The sequence below is a fragment of the Kitasatospora sp. Ki12 genome (genome assembly GCF_054601375.1).
Genome location: NZ_BAAIHT010000001.1, coordinates 193,504 through 212,749 on the forward strand (window position 1 = coordinate 193,504; position 19,246 = coordinate 212,749).

The following is a 19,246-nucleotide window of genomic DNA, read 5'->3' on the forward strand; positions in this document are numbered from 1 at the left end:
CCATGCCCAAGGGCGTCCCCGAGAGCGTTCCCGACGACGGCCTGACCACCCGGCAGCGCCGTACGCAGCCGATCACCGCCGTGCACACCGGCCCCGGCAAGGGCAAGTCCACGGCCGCGTTCGGCATGGCGCTGCGGGCCTGGAACCAGGGCTGGCCGGTCGGGGTGTTCCAGTTCGTGAAGTCCGCCAAGTGGAAGGTCGGCGAGGAGAACGCGCTGCGCGTGCTCGGCGCCTCCGGCGAGGGCGGCACCGTCGACTGGCACAAGATGGGCTCCGGCTGGTCCTGGATCCAGCGCACCGCCGAGCAGGAGATGACCAGCGAGGAAGCCGCCAAGGAGGGCTGGGAGCAGGTCAAGCGCGACCTCGCCGCCGAGACCTACCGCTTCTACGTGCTCGACGAGTTCACCTACCCGATGCACTGGGGGTGGATCGACGCGGACGAGGTGGTGGCCGTGCTCAAGGACCGCCCGGGCAGCCAGCACGTCGTGATCACCGGCCGGTACGCGCCCGAGGCGCTGACCGGCTTCGCCGACCTGGTCACCGAGATGACCAAGGTCAAGCACCCCATGGACGCCGGCCGCAAGGGCCAGCGCGGTATCGAGTGGTAGAGCGAGCGGCAGACCGTTGAGCACCATCCCCAGCACCGCGGCGCGCACCGCGGCCGCCCGCACCGCCGTCCCCCGGCTCGTCATCGCCGCGCCCTCCTCCGGCGCCGGCAAGACCACCGTCGCCACCGGCCTGATCGCGGCGCTCGCCGCGCGCGGGCTGGCGGTGTCACCGCACAAGGTCGGCCCGGACTACATCGACCCGGGCTACCACGCGCTCGCCGCCGGGCGCCCGGGCCGCAACCTGGACGCCTTCATGTGCGGCCCCGAGCGGATCGCCCCGCTGTTCCTGCACGGCGCGGCCGGGGCGGACGTCGCGGTGGTCGAGGGCGTCATGGGCCTGTTCGACGGGGCCTCCGGGCGCGGGGAACTGGCGTCCACGGCGCACGTCGCCAAGCTGCTGCGGGCGCCGGTGGTCCTGGTGGTCGACGGCTCCTCGCAGTCCCGCTCGGTGGCCGCGCTGGTGCACGGCTTCGCCTCCTGGGACCCGGAGGTGCGGCTCGCCGGGGTGATCCTCAACCGGGTCGCCTCCGACCGGCACGAGCAGCTGCTGCGCGAGGCCCTGGAGGAGGGGTCCGGCGTGCCGGTGCTGGGGGCGCTGCGCCGCTCGGCCGCGGTCGCCACGCCGTCCCGCCACCTCGGGCTGATCCCGGCGGTGGAGCGCTCGGCGGAGGCGCTGAAGGCGGTCGCCGACATGGGCGACCTGGTCGCCTCCTCCGTCGACCTGGACGCCCTGCTGGAACTCGCCCGCACGGCACCCGAGTTGAACGCCGAGCCATGGGACCCGTCGGCCGAGGTCACCCCGGTCGCCGGACGGCCGCGGATCGCGGTGGCGGGCGGCGCCGCGTTCTCCTTCTCGTACGCGGAGAACGCCGAACTGCTCGGCGCGGCAGGGGCGGAGGTCGTCCCCTTCGACCCGCTGCACGCCTCGGAGCTGCCGGAGGGAACGGCCGGGCTGGTCATCGGCGGCGGCTTCCCCGAGCTGTACGTCCGGGAGTTGAGCGGGAACGCCGAACTGCGCTCGGCCATCGCCGCGTTCGCCGCCACCGGCGGGCCGGTCGCCGCCGAATGCGCCGGACTGCTGTACCTGGGGCGGGAGTTGGACGGCCTGCCGATGTGCGGGGTACTGGACACCGACGCCCGGATGACCGAACGCCTCACCCTCGGCTACCGGGAGGCCGTCGCCCTGCACGACTCGCCGCTCGCCCCGGCCGGCACCCGGCTGCGCGGACACGAGTTCCACCGCACGGTCTGCGAACCGGGCGCCGGCGAACACCCGGCCTGGGGCTGGCGCCTGCCGACCGGCGCGCACACCGAGGGCTTCGCCGCGGGCAACGTCCACGCCTCGTACCTGCACCTGCACTGGGCGGGGGCGCCGGGCCTGGCCGCCACCTTCACGGCCGCGGCGGCGGCGTACGACGGCGGCGCTTCGTAGGATGCCCGCATGCATGTGATCGTCCTCAACGGAGGCTCCAGCTCCGGCAAGTCGAGCATCGCCCGGCGCTTGCAGGAACGGCTGCCGCAGCCGTGGCTGCACCTCGGCGCGGACACCATGGTCGACGCGCTGCCACCGTGGCTGCTCGGCGGCGCCGAGGGCATCGGCGGCCTGACCGACGGGGACGGCACGGTCGAGGTCGGACCGGCCTTCGCCGAACTGGACGCCGCCTGGACGGCCGGGGTGGCCGCGATGGCCCGGGCCGGAGCCCGGATCGTGGTGGACGAGGTCTTCCTCGGCACCACCGCCTCGCAGGCCCGCTGGCGCGCGGCACTGGACGGCCTGGACGTGCTCTGGGTCGGCGTGCGCTGCGACCCGGCGGTGGCCGCCGCCCGGGAGGCCGCGCGCGGCGACCGGGTCGCCGGGATGGCCGCCGCGCAGGCGGAGGCGGTGCACCAGGGGGTCGCGTACGACCTGGTCGTCGACACCTCGCGGGCCTCGGTGGACGACTGCGCCGACGCGGTCCTCGCGCGCCTGGCCGCGACCCGATGAGCCCCGCGCGGGCGGCCGGTTGCGGTTGACTGTCCGGGGACATCCCCTTCCGACCCCTTGCGACGGAGGCACGCCCATGGCCAGGCAGTACGAGTACACCGCCGAGATCGTCTGGACCGGCAACCGGGGCACCGGCACCAGCGACTACCGCGCCTACGCCCGCGACGTCGAGGTGTCCGCCGAGGGCCTGCCGGGCATCCCCGGCTCCGCCGACCCCGCCTTCCGCGGCGACCCGGCCCGTTGGAACCCGGAACAGCTGCTGCTGGTCTCGCTCTCCCAGTGCCACCTGCTGTCGTACCTGCACCAGTGCGCCGTCAACGGCGTCGTGGTGACCTCGTACGTCGACCGCCCGGCCGGCACCATGCCGGTGACCCCGGAGGGCGTGCGCTTCACCTCGGTGGTGCTGCACCCGCGGGTCGAGGTCGCCGAGCCGGGGATGGTGGAGCAGGCGCTCGCCCTGCACGCGGCGGCGAACCGGGGCTGCTTCATCGCCAACTCGGTGAACTTCCCGGTGCGCCACGAGGCCGAGGTGACGGTGGGAGTCGCGAGCTGACGGGCGCGGCGAGGCCGCGGGCCCGTCTTCGAACCCCCGGCGTCGCCCCGCAGGCGGGGGCTCGAAGACGGGCCCTAGAACTTCTCGTCCAGCAGCGCGGCCAGGTAGCGCGCCACCTCCGCGCGCAGTTCCTCCGGCATCGGGACGTACCGATGGCCGCTGCCGGCGGTCGCGTTGAACAGCAGGCCGTCGCACCAGCGGATCAGTCGGCGGGCGTCGGCCGTCGGGTCGGTGGAGCCGGCCCGGGCGAGCAGGGCGGCGGCGAGTTCGGCGAAGCGCGCGCCCAAGCGGTCGTAGACGGCGCGCAGTTCGGGCCGGCGGGTGGCTTCCAGGGCGAGTTCCAGGCGGGCCAGGGTGAGCCTGCGGCCGGTGGTGAGGGCTTGGAAGAGCGCCTCGGCGCCGACCTCGGCCAGCAGGTCGCGGGCCGGGACGGCGGGCGGGGGCCCCTCGGTGAAGACGGGGTGGTCGGCGGTCTCCCGCTCGACGATCCGGGTGAGCACGAGTTCGAGCAGGGCTGCCCTGGTCCGGGCGAGGTTGGAGGTGGAGCCGGCGGGCAGGCCGGAGGCCTCGTCCACGGCGCGGTGGGTCAGCCCGCGCAGGCCGGTGTCGGCGATCAGGTCGATGGCGGCGTCGGCGATCAGGGTCGGGCGCGGGGGTGTCATGGATCCGATCATCGCCTTTCCGCTGGGACCGCCCCAGCTCACTACAGCCGTAGTTTACGCCCCACTACACATGTAGTACGGTGCTGGGGCAGTCGCCACTACAGCCGTAGTGCGACGAGAGGAGCTCCCATGAACCGGCAGCAGGCGATCGTCATCGGCGGCGGCATCGGCGGACTCACCGCAGCCCTCGCCCTCCACCGGCGGGGCGTCCCCGTCACCGTCCACGAGCGCGCCACCTCACTCGAACCCGTCGGCGCCGGACTCGCCCTCGCCCCCAACGCCCTGCGCGCCCTCGACCGGCTCGGCATCGGCGGACGCCTGCGCGCCCTCGCCACCCCGCACCCCGCGGTCGGCCTGCGCCACCCCTCCGGCCGCTGGCTCGTCCGTACCGACACCGCCGCCTTCGAGGCCCACTTCGGCGACACCATCGCCGCCGTCGCCCGCGCCGACGTCATCGCCGCCCTGGTCGACGCCCTCCCGGACGGCACCGTCCGCACCGACTCGCCCGCCGCACTCGTCACCCCGGGGAACGCCACCGAGCCCGCCGTCGTCCGGACCGCGGCCGGGGAGCAGCCCGCCGACCTGGTCGTCGCCGCCGACGGCATCCGCTCCGCCACCCGCGAGCTGCTCTTCCCCCGGCACCCCGGCCCCCGCTACAGCGGCTTCACCACCTGGCGCACCATCGTCACCCCCGACCGGCTGCCGGCCGCCGCCGGGGAGATCTGGGGCCCCGGACGGATCGCCGGGATCATCCCGCTCGCCGACCGCCGGGTCTACCTCTACGGCGCCGCCCTCGCCCCCGCCGGCGCCCGGGCCGCCGACGGCGACGAGAAGGCCGAACTCCTGCGCCAGTACGGCACCTGGTGCGCGCCCCTCCCCCAGCTGCTCGCCCTCGCCGAGCCCGAACGCGTCCTGCGCCACGACGTCTGGGACCTCGCCGACCCCCTGCCCGCCCACCACCACGGCCGGGTCGCCCTCCTCGGCGACGCCGCCCACGCGATGTGCCCCTTCCAGGGCCAGGGCGCCTGCCAGGCGATCGAGGACGCCGTCGTCCTCGCCTCCCTGCTCACCCCCACCGCGGACCTCGCCGCCCCGCTCCCCGCCTACACCGCCGCCCGGCTCCCCCGCACCACCGCCGTCGTCACCGGCTCCCGCCGCATCGGCAGCCTCATCGCCCTCCGCTCCCCCGCCGCCACCCTCCTCCGCACCACCGCCCTGACCCTCGCCGGCCTCCTCCCCGCCCGCACCCTGCTCGGCCTCTCGGCCGACACCTACGACTGGCAGCCCCCGGCCCTGCCCGGCCCGGCCTGACGCGGCCAGGGACGGCCTACCCGCCGTTGCCGAACGTTCCGTTGCCGAAGGTGCCGTGCCGGGGGTCGGCGCGGTGGCAGGTGGCGCAGCGCACCCGGGTGTAGATGGCCACCGGGCCCATGAAGACGTCCTCCCGCCCGTCGGCCGGGGACTCGGAGGCGGCGGGCCCGCCGCAGTCCAGGCACCTGCGGTACGGGCGGGCGGCGACGGAGCAGGCGCGGCAGAGCAGGTCGGTGGGGTGCTCGGCGTGGACCACCACGGGCTGGGGGCCGCCGTCGAGCAGGTGGTCGCACCACGTCCAGGACTCGTCGGCCTCGGCGGCCAGCATCCTGGCCCGGGTCTCCCGCTGCCAGCGGGCGGCCCGGTGCAGCGGGACGGTCACCGGCGGGCCCCAGCCGGCGGCGGTGAGCCACTGGGCGCCCTCCGCGCCGGCCGCCCGCAGCTGGTCGTCGACGGCGATGTCCCTGGGGGTCCTGTCCTTCATCGGGCCTCTCCTCCGGTGCGGTTCCGCAGGTCCGCGGATGCGGTTCCGCCGGGGTCAACGCGGGCGGGCCGCCGGCGGACACGCCCGCCCGCCCGGCGGCCCGCACCGCGGTGCCCATACGACCGACCGGAGGCCCGCCGGGGTCGACGGCCCGCCGCTCAGCCGAGGAGCGACTCGGTGTCGCCCTGCGCGATGAGCAGCTTGCGCAGCAGGCCGTCGAGCTGGGCGCGCTCGTCCTCGTCGAGCACGGAGAGGATGCGCGCCTCGTTGCTGACGTGGCCCTCCAGGGCGCCGTCGATCAGGTCCTTGCCCGCCGGGGTGAGGCGGATCAGGACGGCGCGGCGGTCGTCCGGGCAGGGGTTGCGCTCGACCAGGCCCTTGGCGGAGAGGCGGTCGACCCGGTTGGTGATGGCCCCGGAGGTGACCATGGCCGACTTGAGGAGGGCGCGGGCGTTCAGCTCGTAGGGCTCGCCGGAGCGGCGCAGGGTGGCCAGGACGTCGAACTCGGAGGAGTCCAGGCCGCAGGTGCCGAAGTACTCGCGCAGGGCGTTGTCGACCCGGACGTTGAGCCGCCGCAGCCGGCCGATCAGGGCCATCGGCTCGGGGTTCAGGTCGGGACGGGCGTTGGCCCACTGCTCGACGATGTCGTCGACGGTGTCGCGCTGCTGCATGGTCTGCCGCCTTCCTGGATCCGTTTCACGGGGTCCGTTCCACGGGGGTCCGTCTCGGTGGACCCCCGCCTGAATATCTTAACCTTCACATACTTGACGCTCACCTACTTGGGGGCGTAGAACTTATCTCAACGTTCAGATAATCAACGTTGAGGGGATCGCCGTCATGGACCGCAAGCGCGCAGGAATCGCCGCCACCGCAGCACTGGCCCCGGCCATGTGGGGGACGACCTACCTGGTCACCACCCAGCTGCTGCCCGAGGGCCGCCCGCTGCTGCTCGCCGCACTCCGCGCCCTGCCCGCCGGCCTGCTCCTGCTGGCGATCGGCCGCAAGCTGCCCAAGGGACGCTGGTGGGGCCGATCAGCGGTCCTCGGGATGCTCAACATCGGGCTGTTCTTCCCGCTGATGTTCGTCGGCGCCTACCGCCTGCCCGGCGGGGTCGCGGCCACCATCGGCGCGATCCAGCCGCTGCTCGTCGCCGGGTTCTCGATCGGCGTGCTCGGCGTCCGGCCCGGCCGGCGCACCCTGGTCGCCGGACTGGTCGGAGTCGGCGGAGTCGCCCTCCTGGTCCTCAAGTCCGGTGCGCGACTGGACGGCATCGGGCTCGCCGCGATGGTCGTCGGCATCGCACTGATGGCCATGGGCACCGTCCTCACCCGCCGCTGGGGCCGCCCCGAGGGAGCCACCCTGGCCGACCTCACCGCCTGGCAGCTGCTCGCCGGCTCGGTCTTCCTGGTCCCGCTCGCAGCCGTCGTCGAGGGCGCGCCGCCCGCGCTGAGCGCCGCCAACCTGACCGGCTTCGCCTACCTCGGCCTCCTCAGCACCGCCCTCGGCTACGTCCTCTGGTTCCGCGGCATCGAGCACCTCGGCGCCGGCCCGGCCTCCTTCCTCGGCCTGGTCAACCCGGTCATCGCCACCCTCGGCGGCCTGATCGTCCTCGGCCAGACCCTCACCCCCTGGCAGGTCCTCGGCCTCCTCCTCGCCCTCGGCGCCCTCGTCGCCGGCCAGGCCCCCGCCCGCCGCACCCCGGCCCCCGCCCCCACTCCGCTCCCCACCCCCACCACCGCCGCCGAGCCCCGCGTCCCGGCCGCCACCCACTGACCACCCCGCGATCCCCCGGCCCGTGCCCCGCCGACCCCCTCGGCGGGGCACCGCCATGCCCGCGGGGGCACGGCGCAGCGGCCACGAGCTCAGGACGAAGCGACGGACACCGGGCCCCGACCGCGAGCAGCCCCCGAGCCCCGGCCACCACCCACTGACCACCCCGCGATCCCCCGGCCTGTGCCCCGCCGACCCCGTCGGCGGGGCACAGCCATGCCCGCCGGGCCCGCACCACACAACCGGCACGGACGCCGGACCCCGGGGCCGTCAGCCGGTGGCGCGGATGTAGATGTCCGCGGCGCCGGGGAGGCCGCCGGGGATGGTGGCGATGTAGATGCGGCGGGCGGTGGGGGCGTGGGTGGGCGTGGGGGTGGGGGTCCAGGTGGGCGTGAGGGTGGGGAGGGGAGTCGGGGTGGTGACGGAGGGGTCGTCGTCGGGGGTGGGGGTGGGTGTGGGTTCGTCGTCGGGGTCCGCGTCGGGGTCCGCGTCCTCGGCGGGGACGGGCGTGTCCTCGGTGAGCGTGGGCGTGGGTGACGGCGTCGGTGACGGCGGCGACGGAGCTTCCGGGACGGACGCGGAGTCGGTGGGGAGGACCGTCGGGGTGGCGGGCGGCCCCTCGGGGAGTTCCGGGGCCTCGGCCGGCTCGTCGCCGCCGAGGGCGGCGACGAGGTCGGGCGGGAGGGGCGCGGCGGGGCCCGGGGAGGGCAGGTCGTAGGCGCTGAGGAAGTCGCCGACGCCCGGGGCCTTGCCGCCGCCGAGGCGGTAGTGGAGGTAGGCGACGGGAGCGCCGTCGGAGGTGTGGGTGTAGACGGCGCCGACCGGGACGTAGTACCGGCCGACGCCGGGGTGCTGGGAGGGGTGGAGTCCGGCCAGGCGTTCGGCGCGGTCGCGGTCGGTCTCGTGGCCGGTGCCGCCGACGGTGAGCGCGTTGACGCCGCGCACCACGAGGGCGGCGGCGACGGACACGCACAGCACCAGTCCGACGGCGACGGTGCGCCGCAGGACCGGGCGGCCGTGCAGGGCGGGCCAGGAGTCGGTCACCACGCGCTCGGGTGGGATGCCGTCCACGGTTGCTCGCTCCCCCTCGATCCGGACGTCGATCAGGACCTTCGATCAGGACGTCGCACTGTGCTCGACGTGGGACGGTAGCCGAGAGTTCCTCAGCCCAGGTAGGCGGGGGCCACGGCGGCCTTGGTGAGCGCCTGCGGGCTGCCCGAGCCGTCGGCGGGGACGGTCCACAGGTCGGCGCCGTAGTCGCCGGGCAGGGCGTAGACGAGGGTGGCGTCGCCGGACCAGAGCGCCTGGTCGTCGATCTCGCGCTGTTCGGCGGTGGCGGTCTCGGTCATGGTGGCGAGGTCGAGGACGTACAGCCGCCAGGGCGAGTCGGCGGGCAGGCCGGGGACGCGCTTCTTGTAGGCGACGCGGGTGCCGTCCGGGGAGAGCGAGGGGCATTCGACGTTGTCGTGCAGGGCGGTGAGGGTGCGGGCGGTGAGGTCGCCGCGGACGAGGTGGGTCTGTCCGGCGCTGGCGACGGTGGCGTAGAAGGTGTTGTCGTCGGCGAAGGTGACACCCCAGACGTTGATGTCGTGGGCCTGGTAGGGGTGGCCGTCGAGGATGACCGCGAAGTCCTCGAGGTTCTCCCGGAGGTTCCAGTCGCGGACGTCGACGACGGAGGTGCGGGTGGAGAAGTTGCTGCCCGCGTACGAGTCGCCGCTGACGAAGACCGTCCAGGCGGCGAGGTGTCCGGACGGCGAGACCCGGGAGCGGGTGGGGATGCCGGCGGCGGGGAAGGAGCGCCGCTCGCGGAGGTGGTCGTCGAGGATGACGGCCCGGTAGGTGTCCTCGAGCGCGCCGTGCTGGGCCTGGAGGCAGATGCCGGTGCCGGCGGCGGCGTGGAAGCGCAGGCACTGGACGCCGGAGGCGGTGCGCGGGCCGTCGGGGTGGTCGGCGGGGACGGTGGTGATCTCGTCCCGGTGCGGGCCCCAGGCCATGTTGCGGAAGAGCAGTTGCCGGCCGCCGCTCGGCGCGTCGAGCGAGACGGCGCCGGATGCGACGGACGGCCCGCCGGGCTGGGCCTGGTCCCGGCGGGAGGTGCGGTCGGCCGCGTAGAGGACGGCTCCGGTGCCGACGGCGCCGAGCAGGAGGACGGCGACCAGCAGGATGATCATCCTGGTCCGGTTCGGCAGGTTCACGGGTTCTCCTCGACGACGACGGGTTCGGACGGGCGCAGCACCGCCGCCGCCCCGGCCACGCACAGCGCCAGCGCCCCCGCCGACCAGCCGAGCGCCGACGGGCCGCCGACCGCGCCCCACAGCGCCCCGAACGCCAGCGAGCAGGCGAACCGGGCCAGCGCCTGCCCGGTGCCGACCAGGGCGAGGCCGGCGCCGCGCTGCTCGGCCGGTACGGCGTCGGCGGTCGCGGCCGCGAGCACGCCGTCGGTGGCCGCGTAGAACGCGCCGTGCAGCACCAGGACGCAGACCGCCGCCGGCACCCCGCGCAGCGGCGAGAGCAGCACCCCGTAGGCGAGCAGCAGCACCCCGTGGCCGGCCAGGAAGAGCCGGTGGCGGCCGATCCGGTCGGCGAGCGCGCCGAGCGGGACGGCGAGCAGCAGGAAGGCGGCCGCGGTGCCCAGCGGCAGCAGCGGGAAGAGGCTGACGGACAGGCCCAGCCGGCGCTGGACGAGCAGGTAGAGGAAGGAGTCGCTGACGGTGGTGAGTCCGAGCAGTACGGCGCACGACGTCAGCCGGCGCAGTCCGGGCAGGCGCAGCAGGGTGAGGCTGTCACGCAGCGATGGGGCTGGAGTTGACGGATCGTCAGCCTGCTGCCGGTTCGGCACGAAGAGCAGCAGGATCAGCACGCCCAGCACGGCGACGCACGAGCTGACCGTGAACACCGCGTCGTAGCCGTGCCGTTCGCCGCCGTCGGCGAGCATCGGGCCGCCGGCCAGCCGCAGCACCAGGAAGGCGGTGAGCGGGCCGATCAGGGCGCCGGCCGTGTCCATCGCCCGGTGGACGCCGAACGCCCTTCCCCGGTTGGCGGGTTCGGTGGCGAGCGAGATCATCGCGTCCCGGGGCGCGGTGCGCAGGCCCTTGCCGGTGCGGTCGACGGCGATCACCGCGCCGATCAGCGGCACGGTGTGGACGAGCAGCAGCAGCGGCCGGCAGAGCGCGGAGAGCCCGTACCCGAGGGCCGCGACGGCCTTGTGGCGGGCGGCGCCGTCGCGGCCGCGCCGGTCGGCGAGGTGGCCGCCGGCCAGGCGGACGAGGGCGCTGAAGCCGTTCTGGATGCCGTCGAGCAGGCCGAAGCCGAGCGGGGAGAGGCCGAGCCCGGTGAGCAGGTAGAGGGGGAGGACGGCGGTGACCATCTCGGAGGAGATGTCGGTGACCATGCTGACGGTGCCGAGGGCGAGCACCGTCCCGGGGACGGCGCCCCGCCGGAGCGGGCCGGCCGAGGATGCGACGGGCGCCTTCGAGCCCCGGGAGTCCGCGACGTACACGGGCGTCAGTTCCAGATGCCGGTGATGTCGGTGGCGCCGGCCGAGTTGCCCGCGTGGGCGTTGACCCCGGCCAGGTCCTCCAGGGTGTGCAGCACGTCGTAGTGGTTGTAGGTGGTGGCGGTGGAGCTGCCCGGGGCGACGTGGGCGCCGTAGACCAGGGTCGGGATGCGGTTGCCGGCCAGCCGGTTGTCCTCGTCGAAGGTGACGACGAGCAGGCTGTTGTTGCTCTTGGCCCACTGCGCGTACGCGTCCAGGTTGTTCCGCAGCCAGGAGTCCCCGGTGCCGACGGAGCAGTCGTGCATGTCGTCGCAGAGGTCCGGGATGACGAAGGAGACCTTGGGCAGGGTGCTGAAGTCGGCCGGGAAGGCGTCCATGCCGAAGGCGCTGTCGGTGGGCACGTTTCCGAAGCCGAACCACGGGTTGTGCTTCTGCGCGTAGGAGTCGACGCGGCAGTCGGTGGCGCCCTGGGCGGGCAGGCCCTCGTTGTAGCTGGCCCAGGTCTGGCCGGAGGCGAGCAGTTCGGAGGCCAGGTTGGGCTCCTGGAGGGCGCCGACGTCCACGCAGCCGTCGTCGACGATGCCCTGCGCGCTGCCGGAGAACAGCATGTAGTAGTTGGGCTGGCTGGGATGGGTCAGCCCGTAGGACTGGGTCAGCCGCGCGCCGCCGGCCGCCAGGGTGCCGTTGATGTACGGGGCACTGCCGCTGCCGATGATCTGCTTGTAGGCGTGGTTCTCCAGCACGACGACCACCACATGGTCCGGCGAGGGCAGACCGGCGGCCGTGCCGGCGGCGGCGGCGCTGCCGCCCGCGGCCCACAGGCCGAGCGAGCCGGCGACCAGGCCGAGGCCGGCGGCGAGGGCGGTCAGCGGGCGCCGGACGCGACGGCGGGCGGGGCGGTGCCCGGGGCCCGCGGTGCCGGTCGGGACGGACGAGGATGCGGGGGCGCCGGGGGTACGCGGTCGCGTGATGGCCATGGGGTCCTCCGGGTGTCGGGGCTGCCGGGGCAGGAGCGCCGCAAACAGTAGGAGCGGAGCGGTGTCGTGTACCGCACAAGGCAAGTGAAGAACAGGCGAACAGCTGCCGCGCGCGGACCATCCGGTTCGTGGACGAGCGCCGTTCCGGATCGTGGACATGCGGCGTTCCGGCCGGGCCGGCCCCGGCGGCGACCCGGCGGCGTCCCGGCGGCGTCCCGGCGGCGTCCCGGCGGCGTCCCGGCGGCGGACGTCATAGAGACCGCGATTGACCCCCTCCGGCCGCCCGTGGTGGGATCGCGGAGGCCCGCTGCCGGGGGCCGGGAACGGCAAGGAGTGCGGTACGTGATCGGACTGGTCGCCATCGACGGGCCGGGCCGTCCGCTCGCCGACGACCTGCACGCCCGCTGGCCGGAGAGCAGCCATGTCCACTGGGCCTCCCGCGGCAACTGCTCCCAGCCGCCCGACGTCCTGCACTTCGCGCTCCACCGCTACCCGGCCGTGGTCGCCTTCGCCTCCCTCCCGGACCTCGTCTCCCTGCTGACCGGCGGCCTGGTCGACCTCCCGCGCGGCACGGCCCTGCTCTGCGTGGACCCGCGGCGGCGCTGGGTGATCCCGGTGGCCGGCGGGGAGGCCGCCGAGGAACTGTCCCTGGAGGTGGCGGCCGCCCTCGGCGTCACCCCGGTGCCCACCGGGGCCGGGCCGCACTCGTCGAACGTGCCGCCGGTGCCGCCGGTGCCGTCCGTGCCGCCCGCGGACGCCCCGGTCCTGCGGATCACCGACCAGGACGACCCGGGCGACGGAGACCTGCTGGTGCTCCCCCGCACCCTCGTCGTCGGGATCGGCGCCACCGCCGGTGCCGACCGGACCGAGGCGATGCGGCTGCTGACCGCCACCCTCGCGGAGACCGGACTGGCCCTCGACGCGGTGGCCCGGCTGGCCACGGTGGCGGGCAAGGCGGACCACCCGGCGGTGCGCTGGGCCGCGTACTGCCTCGGCGGGGTGCCGGTGGACGAGCACCCGGCGCAGGACCTGGCGGACCTGCCGGTGCCGAACCCGTCCGCCCGGGTCGGGGCGGCCGTCGGCACCGCGAGCGTCGCCGAGGCGGCCGCGCTGGCGAGTGCGCCGGGCGGGCGGCTCGTGGTCGCCAAGCGGAAGTCCGCGACGGTGACGGTGGCGGTCGCCCGGGCCGCCGTCCCCGGGCGGCTCGCGCTGGTCGACCTCGGGGACGACGGGACCGACCGGACCGGCGGGCCCAACGGGATCCACGGGCCCGACCGGCTGCCCAAGGGCGCGCTGGCCGAGCTGCGGCGCGCCTCGGCCGTGGTGGGGACGCCCGAGGCGCTGGCGGCGGTCGAAGCCGTCGAGGCGGCGACCGGAGCGCTCCGGCCGGCCACCAGGCGGATCGCCGTGGACGCGGCCGCCGCAACGGCGACGGACGGCTCCGGGACACCGGTCGACCCGGTCGGCGCCGCCGTACGGCTGGCCACCCACGGGCACGGCGTCGCGCTGGTCACCCTCGGCGACGACGGCGCCGGACTCGCCGTGCCGCCCGGCCCGTACGAGGTCCACCGCGTGCCAGCCCCGGCCGGACCACTCGGACCGCCCGGACCGCGCACCCCACCCGGACAGCCCGCCGCACCCGCCCCCGCGCACCACCCAGGAGACCCCGCGTGACCGCCCCCGAACCCGACCTGCGCCACCACGGCGACGCCGAGGTCCGCGCCGACGGGCTCGGCCTGGTCGACCTCGCCGTCAACGTCCGCACCGGCACGCCCCCGGCCTGGCTGCGCGAGCGCCTCGCGGCCACCCTCGCCGACCTGGCCGCCTACCCCGACCAGACCACCGCCCGCGCCGCCGTGGCCGCCCGGCACGCCCGCCCGGTCGACGAGGTGCTGCTCACCTCGGGCGCGGCGGAGGCCTTCGTCCTGCTGGCCCGCGTGGCGACGGCCCGTCACATCGCCGTGGTCCACCCGCAGTTCACCGAACCGGAGGCGGCGCTCCGGGACGCCGGGCACCGGGTGCACCGGGTGCTGCTCTCCCCCGAGGACGGGTTCCGGCTCGGCGCCGTCCCCGAGGAGGCGGACCTGGTCGTCCTCGGCAACCCGACCAACCCGACCTCCGTCCTGCACCCCGCCGCGGCCGTCTCCGCGCTCGCCCGGCCGGGCCGGACCCTGGTGGTGGACGAGGCGTTCATGGACACCGTGCCGGGCGAGCGGGAGTCCCTCGCCTCGGTACGGGACCTGCCCGGCCGGGTCGTCGTCCTGCGCAGCCTCACCAAGACCTGGGGGCTGGCCGGGCTGCGCATCGGCTACGTGCTCGGGCCCGCGCCGCTGATCGCCGAACTCGCCGCCGCCCAGCCGCTCTGGCCGGTCTCCACCCCGGCGCTGGCCGCCGCCGAGGCCTGCAGCACCCCGGCGGCCCTCGCCGAGGCGGAGCAGGCCGCCGCCGAACTCACCCGTTGGCGACGGTACTTGGTGCAGGGGCTGGCCGCCTTCCGGTCGGTCCGGCTGTACGGCGAGCCGGCCGCCTCCTTCCTCCTGATCCGACTGCCGGAGGCGGCCGCCGTCCGGACCCGGCTGCGCGAGCACGGCTTCGCCGTCCGGCGCGGGGACACCTTCCCGGGGCTGGGCGAGGAGTGGCTGCGGATCGCCGTCCGGGACGAGGAGACCACCGACCGCTTCCTCAAGGCCCTGGCGGCCGTACTCGGCCCGGACGCGCCGGAGCCCGCGCCGGGCGCCTGAGGCCGTACCAACCCTTCGGAGCGCGCTCAGTCCAGCCTGAGCCCGTCGCCCGTCCGGATCGGCCCGGGCGCCAGCACCCGCGCGTACACCCCCGCGCAGGGCAGCTCGGGCATGCCGTCCAGCGGGACCAGTCGGTTCCGCTCGGCCGGGATGCGCAGGGCCTCCGTACGGCGGGGCAGCGGGCCGTGCCGCAGGGTGGGGACGGCGCAGCGCGGCGTGGGCGCCAGGACGCGCAGGCGCAGCGTCGGCCCGATGGCCAACTCCCGCCCCACCCAGGCGTTCTCGACGAAGCCATCGCCCTCGGTGCGGATCACCAGGTTCGGCCGGTAGCGCTCGGCGGCGGAGCCGGTGGCCTCCAGGGTGGACGTGGTGATCAGGTGCAGCGGGGCGAAGTCGAAGAACCCGCCGTCGGGCGCCGCGCGGCCCAACTCACTGACCGTGAACGACACTTCCGCCGCGATGCCGCGTGCCAGCACCTCCTCCGGCACGGCCCGCTCGACCGTCGCTCCGGGCGGGCGCTCGGCCACCAGCGCGACCTTGCGGCCGAGCGCCTCGGACAGCTCCGCCTCGTCGGCGGCACGCCCGTCCGGGCCGGTGATCGCCACCCCGCCGTCCGCCCCGGTGGACGCCGTGTACCCCAGCAGGCCGGACCAGAGCCGGGGGTGCTTGGCGCTGGCCACCCGCCCGGTCGCCAGGTCGAGCAGCGCCCGCTCCCGGTCCCCGGCCAGGCCGCGCCCGGTCACCTCGGCCCCGTCCAGCTCCTCCCCCAGCAGGGACTTCACCGGGTAGCGCCGCAGCCGCTCGACCCTGCCGACGCCCGTACCCGCACCCCCGGCTCTCACTCCCCCTCCTCCGCCCACTCCCGCAGGGCCTGGAAGTGCACCTCCCGCAGCCCGAACCGGGGATCGACCCAGAGCGCCACGGCCGGCCCCGGATGGTTCGCCTCGATCCACTCGATGTCCTGCGGGCCGAGCTCGTCGTCCACCCAGACGAACGGCCGGCCGTCCGCCCAGGCGACCAGGTCCCGGGTCTTCCAGTGCAGCCCGTCCGGGTCCACGCCGAAGACCTCCGTCCAGCGGATGTACGGGAGTTCGGGCAGGCCGAGGGGCGGGGCGATGAAGGTATTCGCCTCGTCCATCCAGGTGGTCGCCCACACCAACTCGTACGGCAGCGCCAGCAGTTCCGGCCCGTGTGCCGGGTTCAGCCACACCCGCAGCGGCTCCACCTGCTCGCGCGGCCGCGGCGCATGGCGGGCCACCCACGACTCGGGGAGCATCCGGTGCGTCCGGTAGCCCTCGGGGCAGCGGGTGTCGGACGCGGCGTAGGGGTTCAGCGGCCCGTCCACGTCCAGCAGGAGCAGCGGCCGCCCGGTCACGCGGCGGCCGCCCAGTCCCGCAGGGTCGCGAAGTCGTCGGCCAGCAGGCCTGTCCGGGGGTTGACGTGCAGGGTGAGCGCCGGCCCCGGATGGTTCGCCTCGATCCACTCGGCGTCCCGCGGGCCGAGCTCGTCGTCCACCCAGACGAACGGCCGGCCGTCCGCCCAGGCGACCACGTCGCGGGTCTTCCAGTGCAGCCCGTCCGGGTCCTCGGCGAACATCTCCGTCCAGCGGATGTACGGCAGTTCGGGCAGGCCGATGTTCGGCCCGATGTGGGTGTTCGCCTCGCTCATCCACCCGGTGGCCCACACCAACTCGTACGGCAGCGCCAGCAGTTCCGGCCCGTGCGCCGGGTTCAGCCACACCCGCAGCGGCTTCACCCGGCCGACCGGGCGCTTCGCGTGCTTCGCGCGCGGCGCCAGCCTGGCCTGCGCCGCCGCCTGCCGCTCCTGCTTCGCGACCCACCAGGTGGGCAGCAGGCGGTGGGTGGTGTAGCCGTCCGGCCGCCGCTTCGGCGCGGCGAAGGGGTTGAGTGGTCCGTCCACGTCGAGGAGGAGCAGGGGCTGCTGGGTCATGCCATGAATTCTCGGTCCGGCGGGGGAGGTTGACCAGCGATTTGCGGGTCACGATCGGGGGTCCGCCGCCCGGTCCCGCCCGGCCACCCGGCCCCGCCCGGCCACCCGACCCCACCCGGCCTCGCCGCTCACGGCCGCGTCCACAGGTTGCGGGCGGCCAGCAGCGGGAGCACCCCTTCACCGAACCAGTACGCCTCCTCCAGGTGCGGCATCCCGCTCAGCACGAACTCGTCGACGCCCAGCCCGTGGTACTCGCAGATCAGGTCCGCGACCTCCCGGTGGCTGCCCACCAGCGCCGTCCCGGCGCCGCCGCGCAGCAGGCCGATGCCGGCCCACAGTCCGGGGTACACCTCCAGCCGCTGCGCCGAGCCGCCGTGCAGCGCGAGCATCCGCCGCTGCCCCTCCGACTCGCTCTCGGCGAGCGCCCGTTGGGTCTCCCGCACCCGGCGCGGGTCCATCCCGGCGAGCAGCCGCTCGGTCTCCGCCCAGGCCTGCGCGGCGGTGTCCCGGGTGATCACGTGCAGCCGGATCCCGAACCGTACGGTCCTGCCCCGCTCGGCCGCGAGTCCGCGGATCCAGTCGATCTTCTCCCGTACCTGGGCGGGCGGTTCGCCCCAGGTCAGGTAGACGTCCGCGTGCCGCGCCGCGACGTCGCCGGCCGCCGGGGAGGAGCCGCCGAAGTACACCGTCGGCACCGGGTCCGGCAGCCGGTTCAACACCGCCCGCTCGACCCGCAGATGGGGCCCGTGGTGGTCGACCGTCTCGCCCGCCCAGAGCCGCCGGGTGATGTCGAGGAACTCCCCGGTCCGCGCGTACCGGGCGTCCTTGTCCAGGAAGTCCCCGTAGGCGCGCTGTTCGGCGGACTCCCCGCCGGTCACCACGTTGAGCAACAGCCGCCCGCCGGACTGCCGTTGGTAGGTCGCGGCCATCTGGGCCGCCAGCGTCGGGCTGATCTGGCCGGGGCGGAACGCCACCAGGTACTTCAGCCGCTCGGTCACCTGGCTCAGCATCGCCGTGGTCAGCCAGGCGTCCTCGCACCAGGCCCCGGTCGGCGTCAGCACACCTTCGAAGCCCAACTGCTCGGCGCTGCGGGCGATCTGCCCGAGGTACGCGACGCTCGGCGGCCGGTCCGTGCCGGCCGTGCCGGGCGTGGAGCCGTGCCCGCCGCCGACGATCTGCCGGCTGTCGCCGTTGGTGGGGAGGAACCAGTGGAAGGTGAGAGCCATGGACGGACACGCTCCTGCGGTCGGTGCTGCCTGCGGTCGGTGTTACGGAATCCACCGACGGCGACACCCGGCCGCGCACACCCGCACCAGGTCGACGTGCAGTCGACGCACGAGGAGGAGGCCCGGAGCGGTCATGGACCGATTCTCCGGGACTCCTCCACCGCGATCAAGACCTCCCGCCCGGCCCACGGGTGCCCCCGCCCCTCGGACGATCAGCCGGCCCGGTGCCGGGAAAGCCCGCAGGCCCCTTCCCCGGCGGGGGGAGGGGCCTGCGGGCTTCGCACACACCAGGGGCGTCGGATCAGACCTGGCCGGCCTTCTCCAGGGCCTCGCAGCAGGTGTTGATCAGGAGGCGGGTGACGACGTAGGGGTCGACGTTGGCGTTCGGGCGACGGTCCTCGATGTAGCCCTTCTGCTCCACCTCGACCTGCCACGGGATGCGCACGGAGGCACCGCGGTTGGAGACGCCGTAGCTGTAGACGTTCCACGGGGCGGTCTCGTGCTTGCCGGTGAGGCGGGACTGGATGTCGTCACCGTACTGGCTGACGTGCTCCAGGACCTTCTCCTGGGAGGCGCCGAGCGACTCGCAGGCGGTGATGATGGCCTCGTAGCCCTCGCGCATCGCCTTGGTGGAGAAGTTGGTGTGGGCACCCGCGCCGTTCCAGTCGCCCCTGGCCGGCTTGGCGTCCAGGGTGGCGTCGATGCCGAACTCCTCGGCGGTGCGGTAGAGCAGGTAGCGGGCGATCCACATGTCGTCCGAGACGGTCAGCGCGTCGACCGGGCCGATCTGGAACTCCCACTGGCCGGGCATGACCTCGGCGTTGATGCCGCAGATGGCCAGGCCGGCGTCGAGGCAGCGGTCGAGGTGCAGCTCGACGATCTCGCGGCCGAAGACCTCCTCGGCACCGACACCGCAGTAGTAGCCGCCCTGCGGGGCCGGGAAGCCACCCTCCGGGAAGCCGAGCGGGCGGGAGCCCTTGAAGAAGGTGTACTCCTGCTCGATGCCGAAGATCGACTCCTGGGAGGCGTACTTCTCGGCGACCTCACGCAGCAGGGAGCGGGTGTTGGACTCGTGCGGGGTGCCGTCCGTCTCCAGGACCTCGCAGAGGACGAGGATGTTGTCGCCGCCGCGGATCGGGTCCGGCGTGACCTTCACCGGCTCCAGCACGCGGTCCGAGGCGTGGCCCTCGGCCTGGTTGGTCGAGGAACCGTCGAAGCCCCAGGTGGGGATCTTGTCGGCGTTCGGCAGGACGCGAGTCTTGGAACGGAGCTTCGCGGTCGGCTTGGTGCCGTCGATCCAGATGTACTCGGCCTTGATTGCCACGACGTGTCCCTCGCATTGCTGGGTGGTGGGTGCCCGCGTAGCGTCGCAAGTCGCCGTTTCCCGGTTGTTCCTCTCATGTAACGCGCATGTGAACCAACCGTCCGCGTTGGCACGATCACGATGCGGGAGTGCCGGGGGTGGCACTCCCGCCCCGCGGGGT

20 protein-coding genes are annotated in these 19,246 nt (G+C 75.0%); 8 read left to right on the forward strand and 12 right to left on the reverse strand.

What is annotated here, in order from left to right; genetic code table 11:
* Positions 1–2 precede the first annotated feature (2 nt).
* The 4 genes from cobO (at position 3) to ACYP53_RS00835 (ending at position 3,145) form a co-directional block, all read left to right on the forward strand.
* Positions 3–608, forward strand: coding sequence for a cob(I)yrinic acid a,c-diamide adenosyltransferase (gene cobO / locus ACYP53_RS00820; protein ID WP_189916322.1), 606 nt, complete (start codon positions 3–5; stop codon positions 606–608).
* A gap of 16 nt (positions 609–624) precedes the next feature.
* Positions 625–2,040, forward strand: a complete 1,416-nt coding sequence (locus ACYP53_RS00825) for a cobyrinate a,c-diamide synthase (RefSeq protein ID WP_459646363.1) — start codon at positions 625–627, stop codon at positions 2,038–2,040.
* Between the two features lie 15 nt (positions 2,041–2,055).
* Positions 2,056–2,592: a chloramphenicol phosphotransferase CPT gene (gene cpt / locus ACYP53_RS00830; protein ID WP_459647934.1), complete on the forward strand. Its 537-nt coding sequence runs from the start codon at positions 2,056–2,058 to the stop codon at positions 2,590–2,592.
* A 76-nt stretch (positions 2,593–2,668) separates the two neighbouring features.
* Positions 2,669–3,145 carry an OsmC family protein gene (locus ACYP53_RS00835; RefSeq protein ID WP_459646364.1) on the forward strand — a complete coding sequence of 159 codons (477 nt, stop codon included), beginning with the start codon at positions 2,669–2,671 and terminating at the stop codon, positions 3,143–3,145.
* Positions 3,146–3,219: 74 nt separating this feature from the next.
* Here the strand turns inward: ACYP53_RS00835 and ACYP53_RS00840 are convergent, their stop codons facing one another.
* The gene (locus tag ACYP53_RS00840) at positions 3,220–3,807 is read right to left on the reverse strand and encodes a TetR/AcrR family transcriptional regulator (protein WP_459646365.1); all 588 of its coding nucleotides are present in this window, start codon (positions 3,805–3,807) and stop codon (positions 3,220–3,222) included.
* 129 nt (positions 3,808–3,936) lie between these two features.
* Here ACYP53_RS00840 and ACYP53_RS00845 point away from each other — a divergent pair, with 129 nt between their 5' ends.
* Entirely contained in the window at positions 3,937–5,118 is a 1,182-nt protein-coding gene (locus ACYP53_RS00845; RefSeq protein WP_459646366.1) for an FAD-dependent monooxygenase, read from the forward strand.
* A 16-nt stretch (positions 5,119–5,134) separates the two neighbouring features.
* Here the strand turns inward: ACYP53_RS00845 and ACYP53_RS00850 are convergent, their stop codons facing one another.
* Positions 5,135–5,602: a hypothetical protein gene (locus ACYP53_RS00850; protein WP_189916326.1), complete on the reverse strand. Its 468-nt coding sequence runs from the start codon at positions 5,600–5,602 to the stop codon at positions 5,135–5,137.
* Between the two features lie 158 nt (positions 5,603–5,760).
* Positions 5,761–6,273, reverse strand: coding sequence for a MarR family winged helix-turn-helix transcriptional regulator (locus tag ACYP53_RS00855; protein ID WP_189916327.1), 513 nt, complete (start codon positions 6,271–6,273; stop codon positions 5,761–5,763).
* 166 nt (positions 6,274–6,439) lie between these two features.
* Here ACYP53_RS00855 and ACYP53_RS00860 point away from each other — a divergent pair, with 166 nt between their 5' ends.
* Positions 6,440–7,375, forward strand: coding sequence for an EamA family transporter (locus ACYP53_RS00860; RefSeq protein WP_459646367.1), 936 nt, complete (start codon positions 6,440–6,442; stop codon positions 7,373–7,375).
* A 267-nt stretch (positions 7,376–7,642) separates the two neighbouring features.
* Here the strand turns inward: ACYP53_RS00860 and ACYP53_RS00865 are convergent, their stop codons facing one another.
* The 4 genes from ACYP53_RS00865 to ACYP53_RS00880 all read right to left on the reverse strand — a co-directional run bounded on the left by ACYP53_RS00865 (position 7,643) and on the right by ACYP53_RS00880 (position 11,845).
* Positions 7,643–8,443, reverse strand: a complete 801-nt coding sequence (locus ACYP53_RS00865) for a hypothetical protein (RefSeq protein ID WP_459646368.1) — start codon at positions 8,441–8,443, stop codon at positions 7,643–7,645.
* Between the two features lie 92 nt (positions 8,444–8,535).
* Positions 8,536–9,543, reverse strand: a complete 1,008-nt coding sequence (locus ACYP53_RS00870) for a TolB family protein (protein WP_373313740.1) — start codon at positions 9,541–9,543, stop codon at positions 8,536–8,538.
* Between the two features lie 20 nt (positions 9,544–9,563).
* Positions 9,564–10,871 (reverse strand): MFS transporter, encoded by a 1,308-nt coding sequence (locus ACYP53_RS00875; RefSeq protein ID WP_459646369.1) that lies wholly within the window; start codon positions 10,869–10,871, stop codon positions 9,564–9,566.
* 5 nt (positions 10,872–10,876) lie between these two features.
* Positions 10,877–11,845 (reverse strand): alkaline phosphatase family protein, encoded by a 969-nt coding sequence (locus ACYP53_RS00880; protein WP_459646370.1) that lies wholly within the window; start codon positions 11,843–11,845, stop codon positions 10,877–10,879.
* Positions 11,846–12,187: 342 nt separating this feature from the next.
* Here ACYP53_RS00880 and ACYP53_RS00885 point away from each other — a divergent pair, with 342 nt between their 5' ends.
* Positions 12,188–13,519, forward strand: a complete 1,332-nt coding sequence (locus tag ACYP53_RS00885) for a cobalamin biosynthesis protein (protein WP_459646371.1) — start codon at positions 12,188–12,190, stop codon at positions 13,517–13,519.
* A complete protein-coding gene (cobC, locus tag ACYP53_RS00890) occupies positions 13,516–14,586 on the forward strand; it encodes an Rv2231c family pyridoxal phosphate-dependent protein CobC (RefSeq protein WP_459646372.1) in 1,071 nt (356 codons plus the stop codon). Before ACYP53_RS00885 ends, cobC begins: the two co-directional genes overlap by 4 nt.
* A 26-nt stretch (positions 14,587–14,612) precedes the next feature.
* Here cobC and ACYP53_RS00895 read toward each other — a convergent pair whose 3' ends face one another.
* The 5 genes from ACYP53_RS00895 to glnII form a co-directional block, all read right to left on the reverse strand.
* Complete coding sequence (locus ACYP53_RS00895; protein WP_459646373.1) at positions 14,613–15,428, reverse strand: MOSC domain-containing protein; 816 nt, start codon at positions 15,426–15,428, stop codon at positions 14,613–14,615.
* A complete protein-coding gene (locus ACYP53_RS00900; RefSeq protein WP_459646374.1) occupies positions 15,425–15,961 on the reverse strand; it encodes a hypothetical protein in 537 nt (178 codons plus the stop codon). Before ACYP53_RS00900 ends, ACYP53_RS00895 begins: the two co-directional genes overlap by 4 nt.
* Positions 15,958–16,536 (reverse strand): hypothetical protein, encoded by a 579-nt coding sequence (locus ACYP53_RS00905; RefSeq protein ID WP_459646375.1) that lies wholly within the window; start codon positions 16,534–16,536, stop codon positions 15,958–15,960. The genes ACYP53_RS00900 and ACYP53_RS00905 overlap by 4 nt, the downstream gene beginning before the upstream one ends.
* A 128-nt stretch (positions 16,537–16,664) precedes the next feature.
* Positions 16,665–17,762, reverse strand: a complete 1,098-nt coding sequence (locus ACYP53_RS00910; protein ID WP_189916336.1) for an LLM class flavin-dependent oxidoreductase — start codon at positions 17,760–17,762, stop codon at positions 16,665–16,667.
* 301 nt (positions 17,763–18,063) lie between these two features.
* Positions 18,064–19,086, reverse strand: coding sequence for a glutamine synthetase (gene glnII, locus ACYP53_RS00915; RefSeq protein ID WP_189916337.1), 1,023 nt, complete (start codon positions 19,084–19,086; stop codon positions 18,064–18,066).
* Positions 19,087–19,246 lie beyond the last annotated feature (160 nt).

Excerpts from the sequence above, each read along its gene's own strand:
- cobO (WP_189916322.1), top strand. The coding sequence starts at position 3 with ATGCCCAAGGGCGTCCCCGAGAGCGTTCCCGACGACGGCCTGACCACC.
- ACYP53_RS00835 (WP_459646364.1), top strand. The coding sequence starts at position 2,669 with ATGGCCAGGCAGTACGAGTACACCGCCGAGATCGTCTGGACCGGCAAC.
- ACYP53_RS00840 (WP_459646365.1), bottom strand. The coding sequence starts at position 3,807 with ATGACACCCCCGCGCCCGACCCTGATCGCCGACGCCGCCATCGACCTG.
- ACYP53_RS00845 (WP_459646366.1), top strand. The coding sequence starts at position 3,937 with ATGAACCGGCAGCAGGCGATCGTCATCGGCGGCGGCATCGGCGGACTC.
- ACYP53_RS00850 (WP_189916326.1), bottom strand. The coding sequence starts at position 5,602 with ATGAAGGACAGGACCCCCAGGGACATCGCCGTCGACGACCAGCTGCGG.
- ACYP53_RS00855 (WP_189916327.1), bottom strand. The coding sequence starts at position 6,273 with ATGCAGCAGCGCGACACCGTCGACGACATCGTCGAGCAGTGGGCCAAC.
- ACYP53_RS00860 (WP_459646367.1), top strand. The coding sequence starts at position 6,440 with ATGGACCGCAAGCGCGCAGGAATCGCCGCCACCGCAGCACTGGCCCCG.
- ACYP53_RS00870 (WP_373313740.1), bottom strand. The coding sequence starts at position 9,543 with ATGATCATCCTGCTGGTCGCCGTCCTCCTGCTCGGCGCCGTCGGCACC.
- ACYP53_RS00880 (WP_459646370.1), bottom strand. The coding sequence starts at position 11,845 with ATGGCCATCACGCGACCGCGTACCCCCGGCGCCCCCGCATCCTCGTCC.
- ACYP53_RS00905 (WP_459646375.1), bottom strand. The coding sequence starts at position 16,536 with ATGACCCAGCAGCCCCTGCTCCTCCTCGACGTGGACGGACCACTCAAC.
- ACYP53_RS00910 (WP_189916336.1), bottom strand. The coding sequence starts at position 17,762 with ATGGCTCTCACCTTCCACTGGTTCCTCCCCACCAACGGCGACAGCCGG.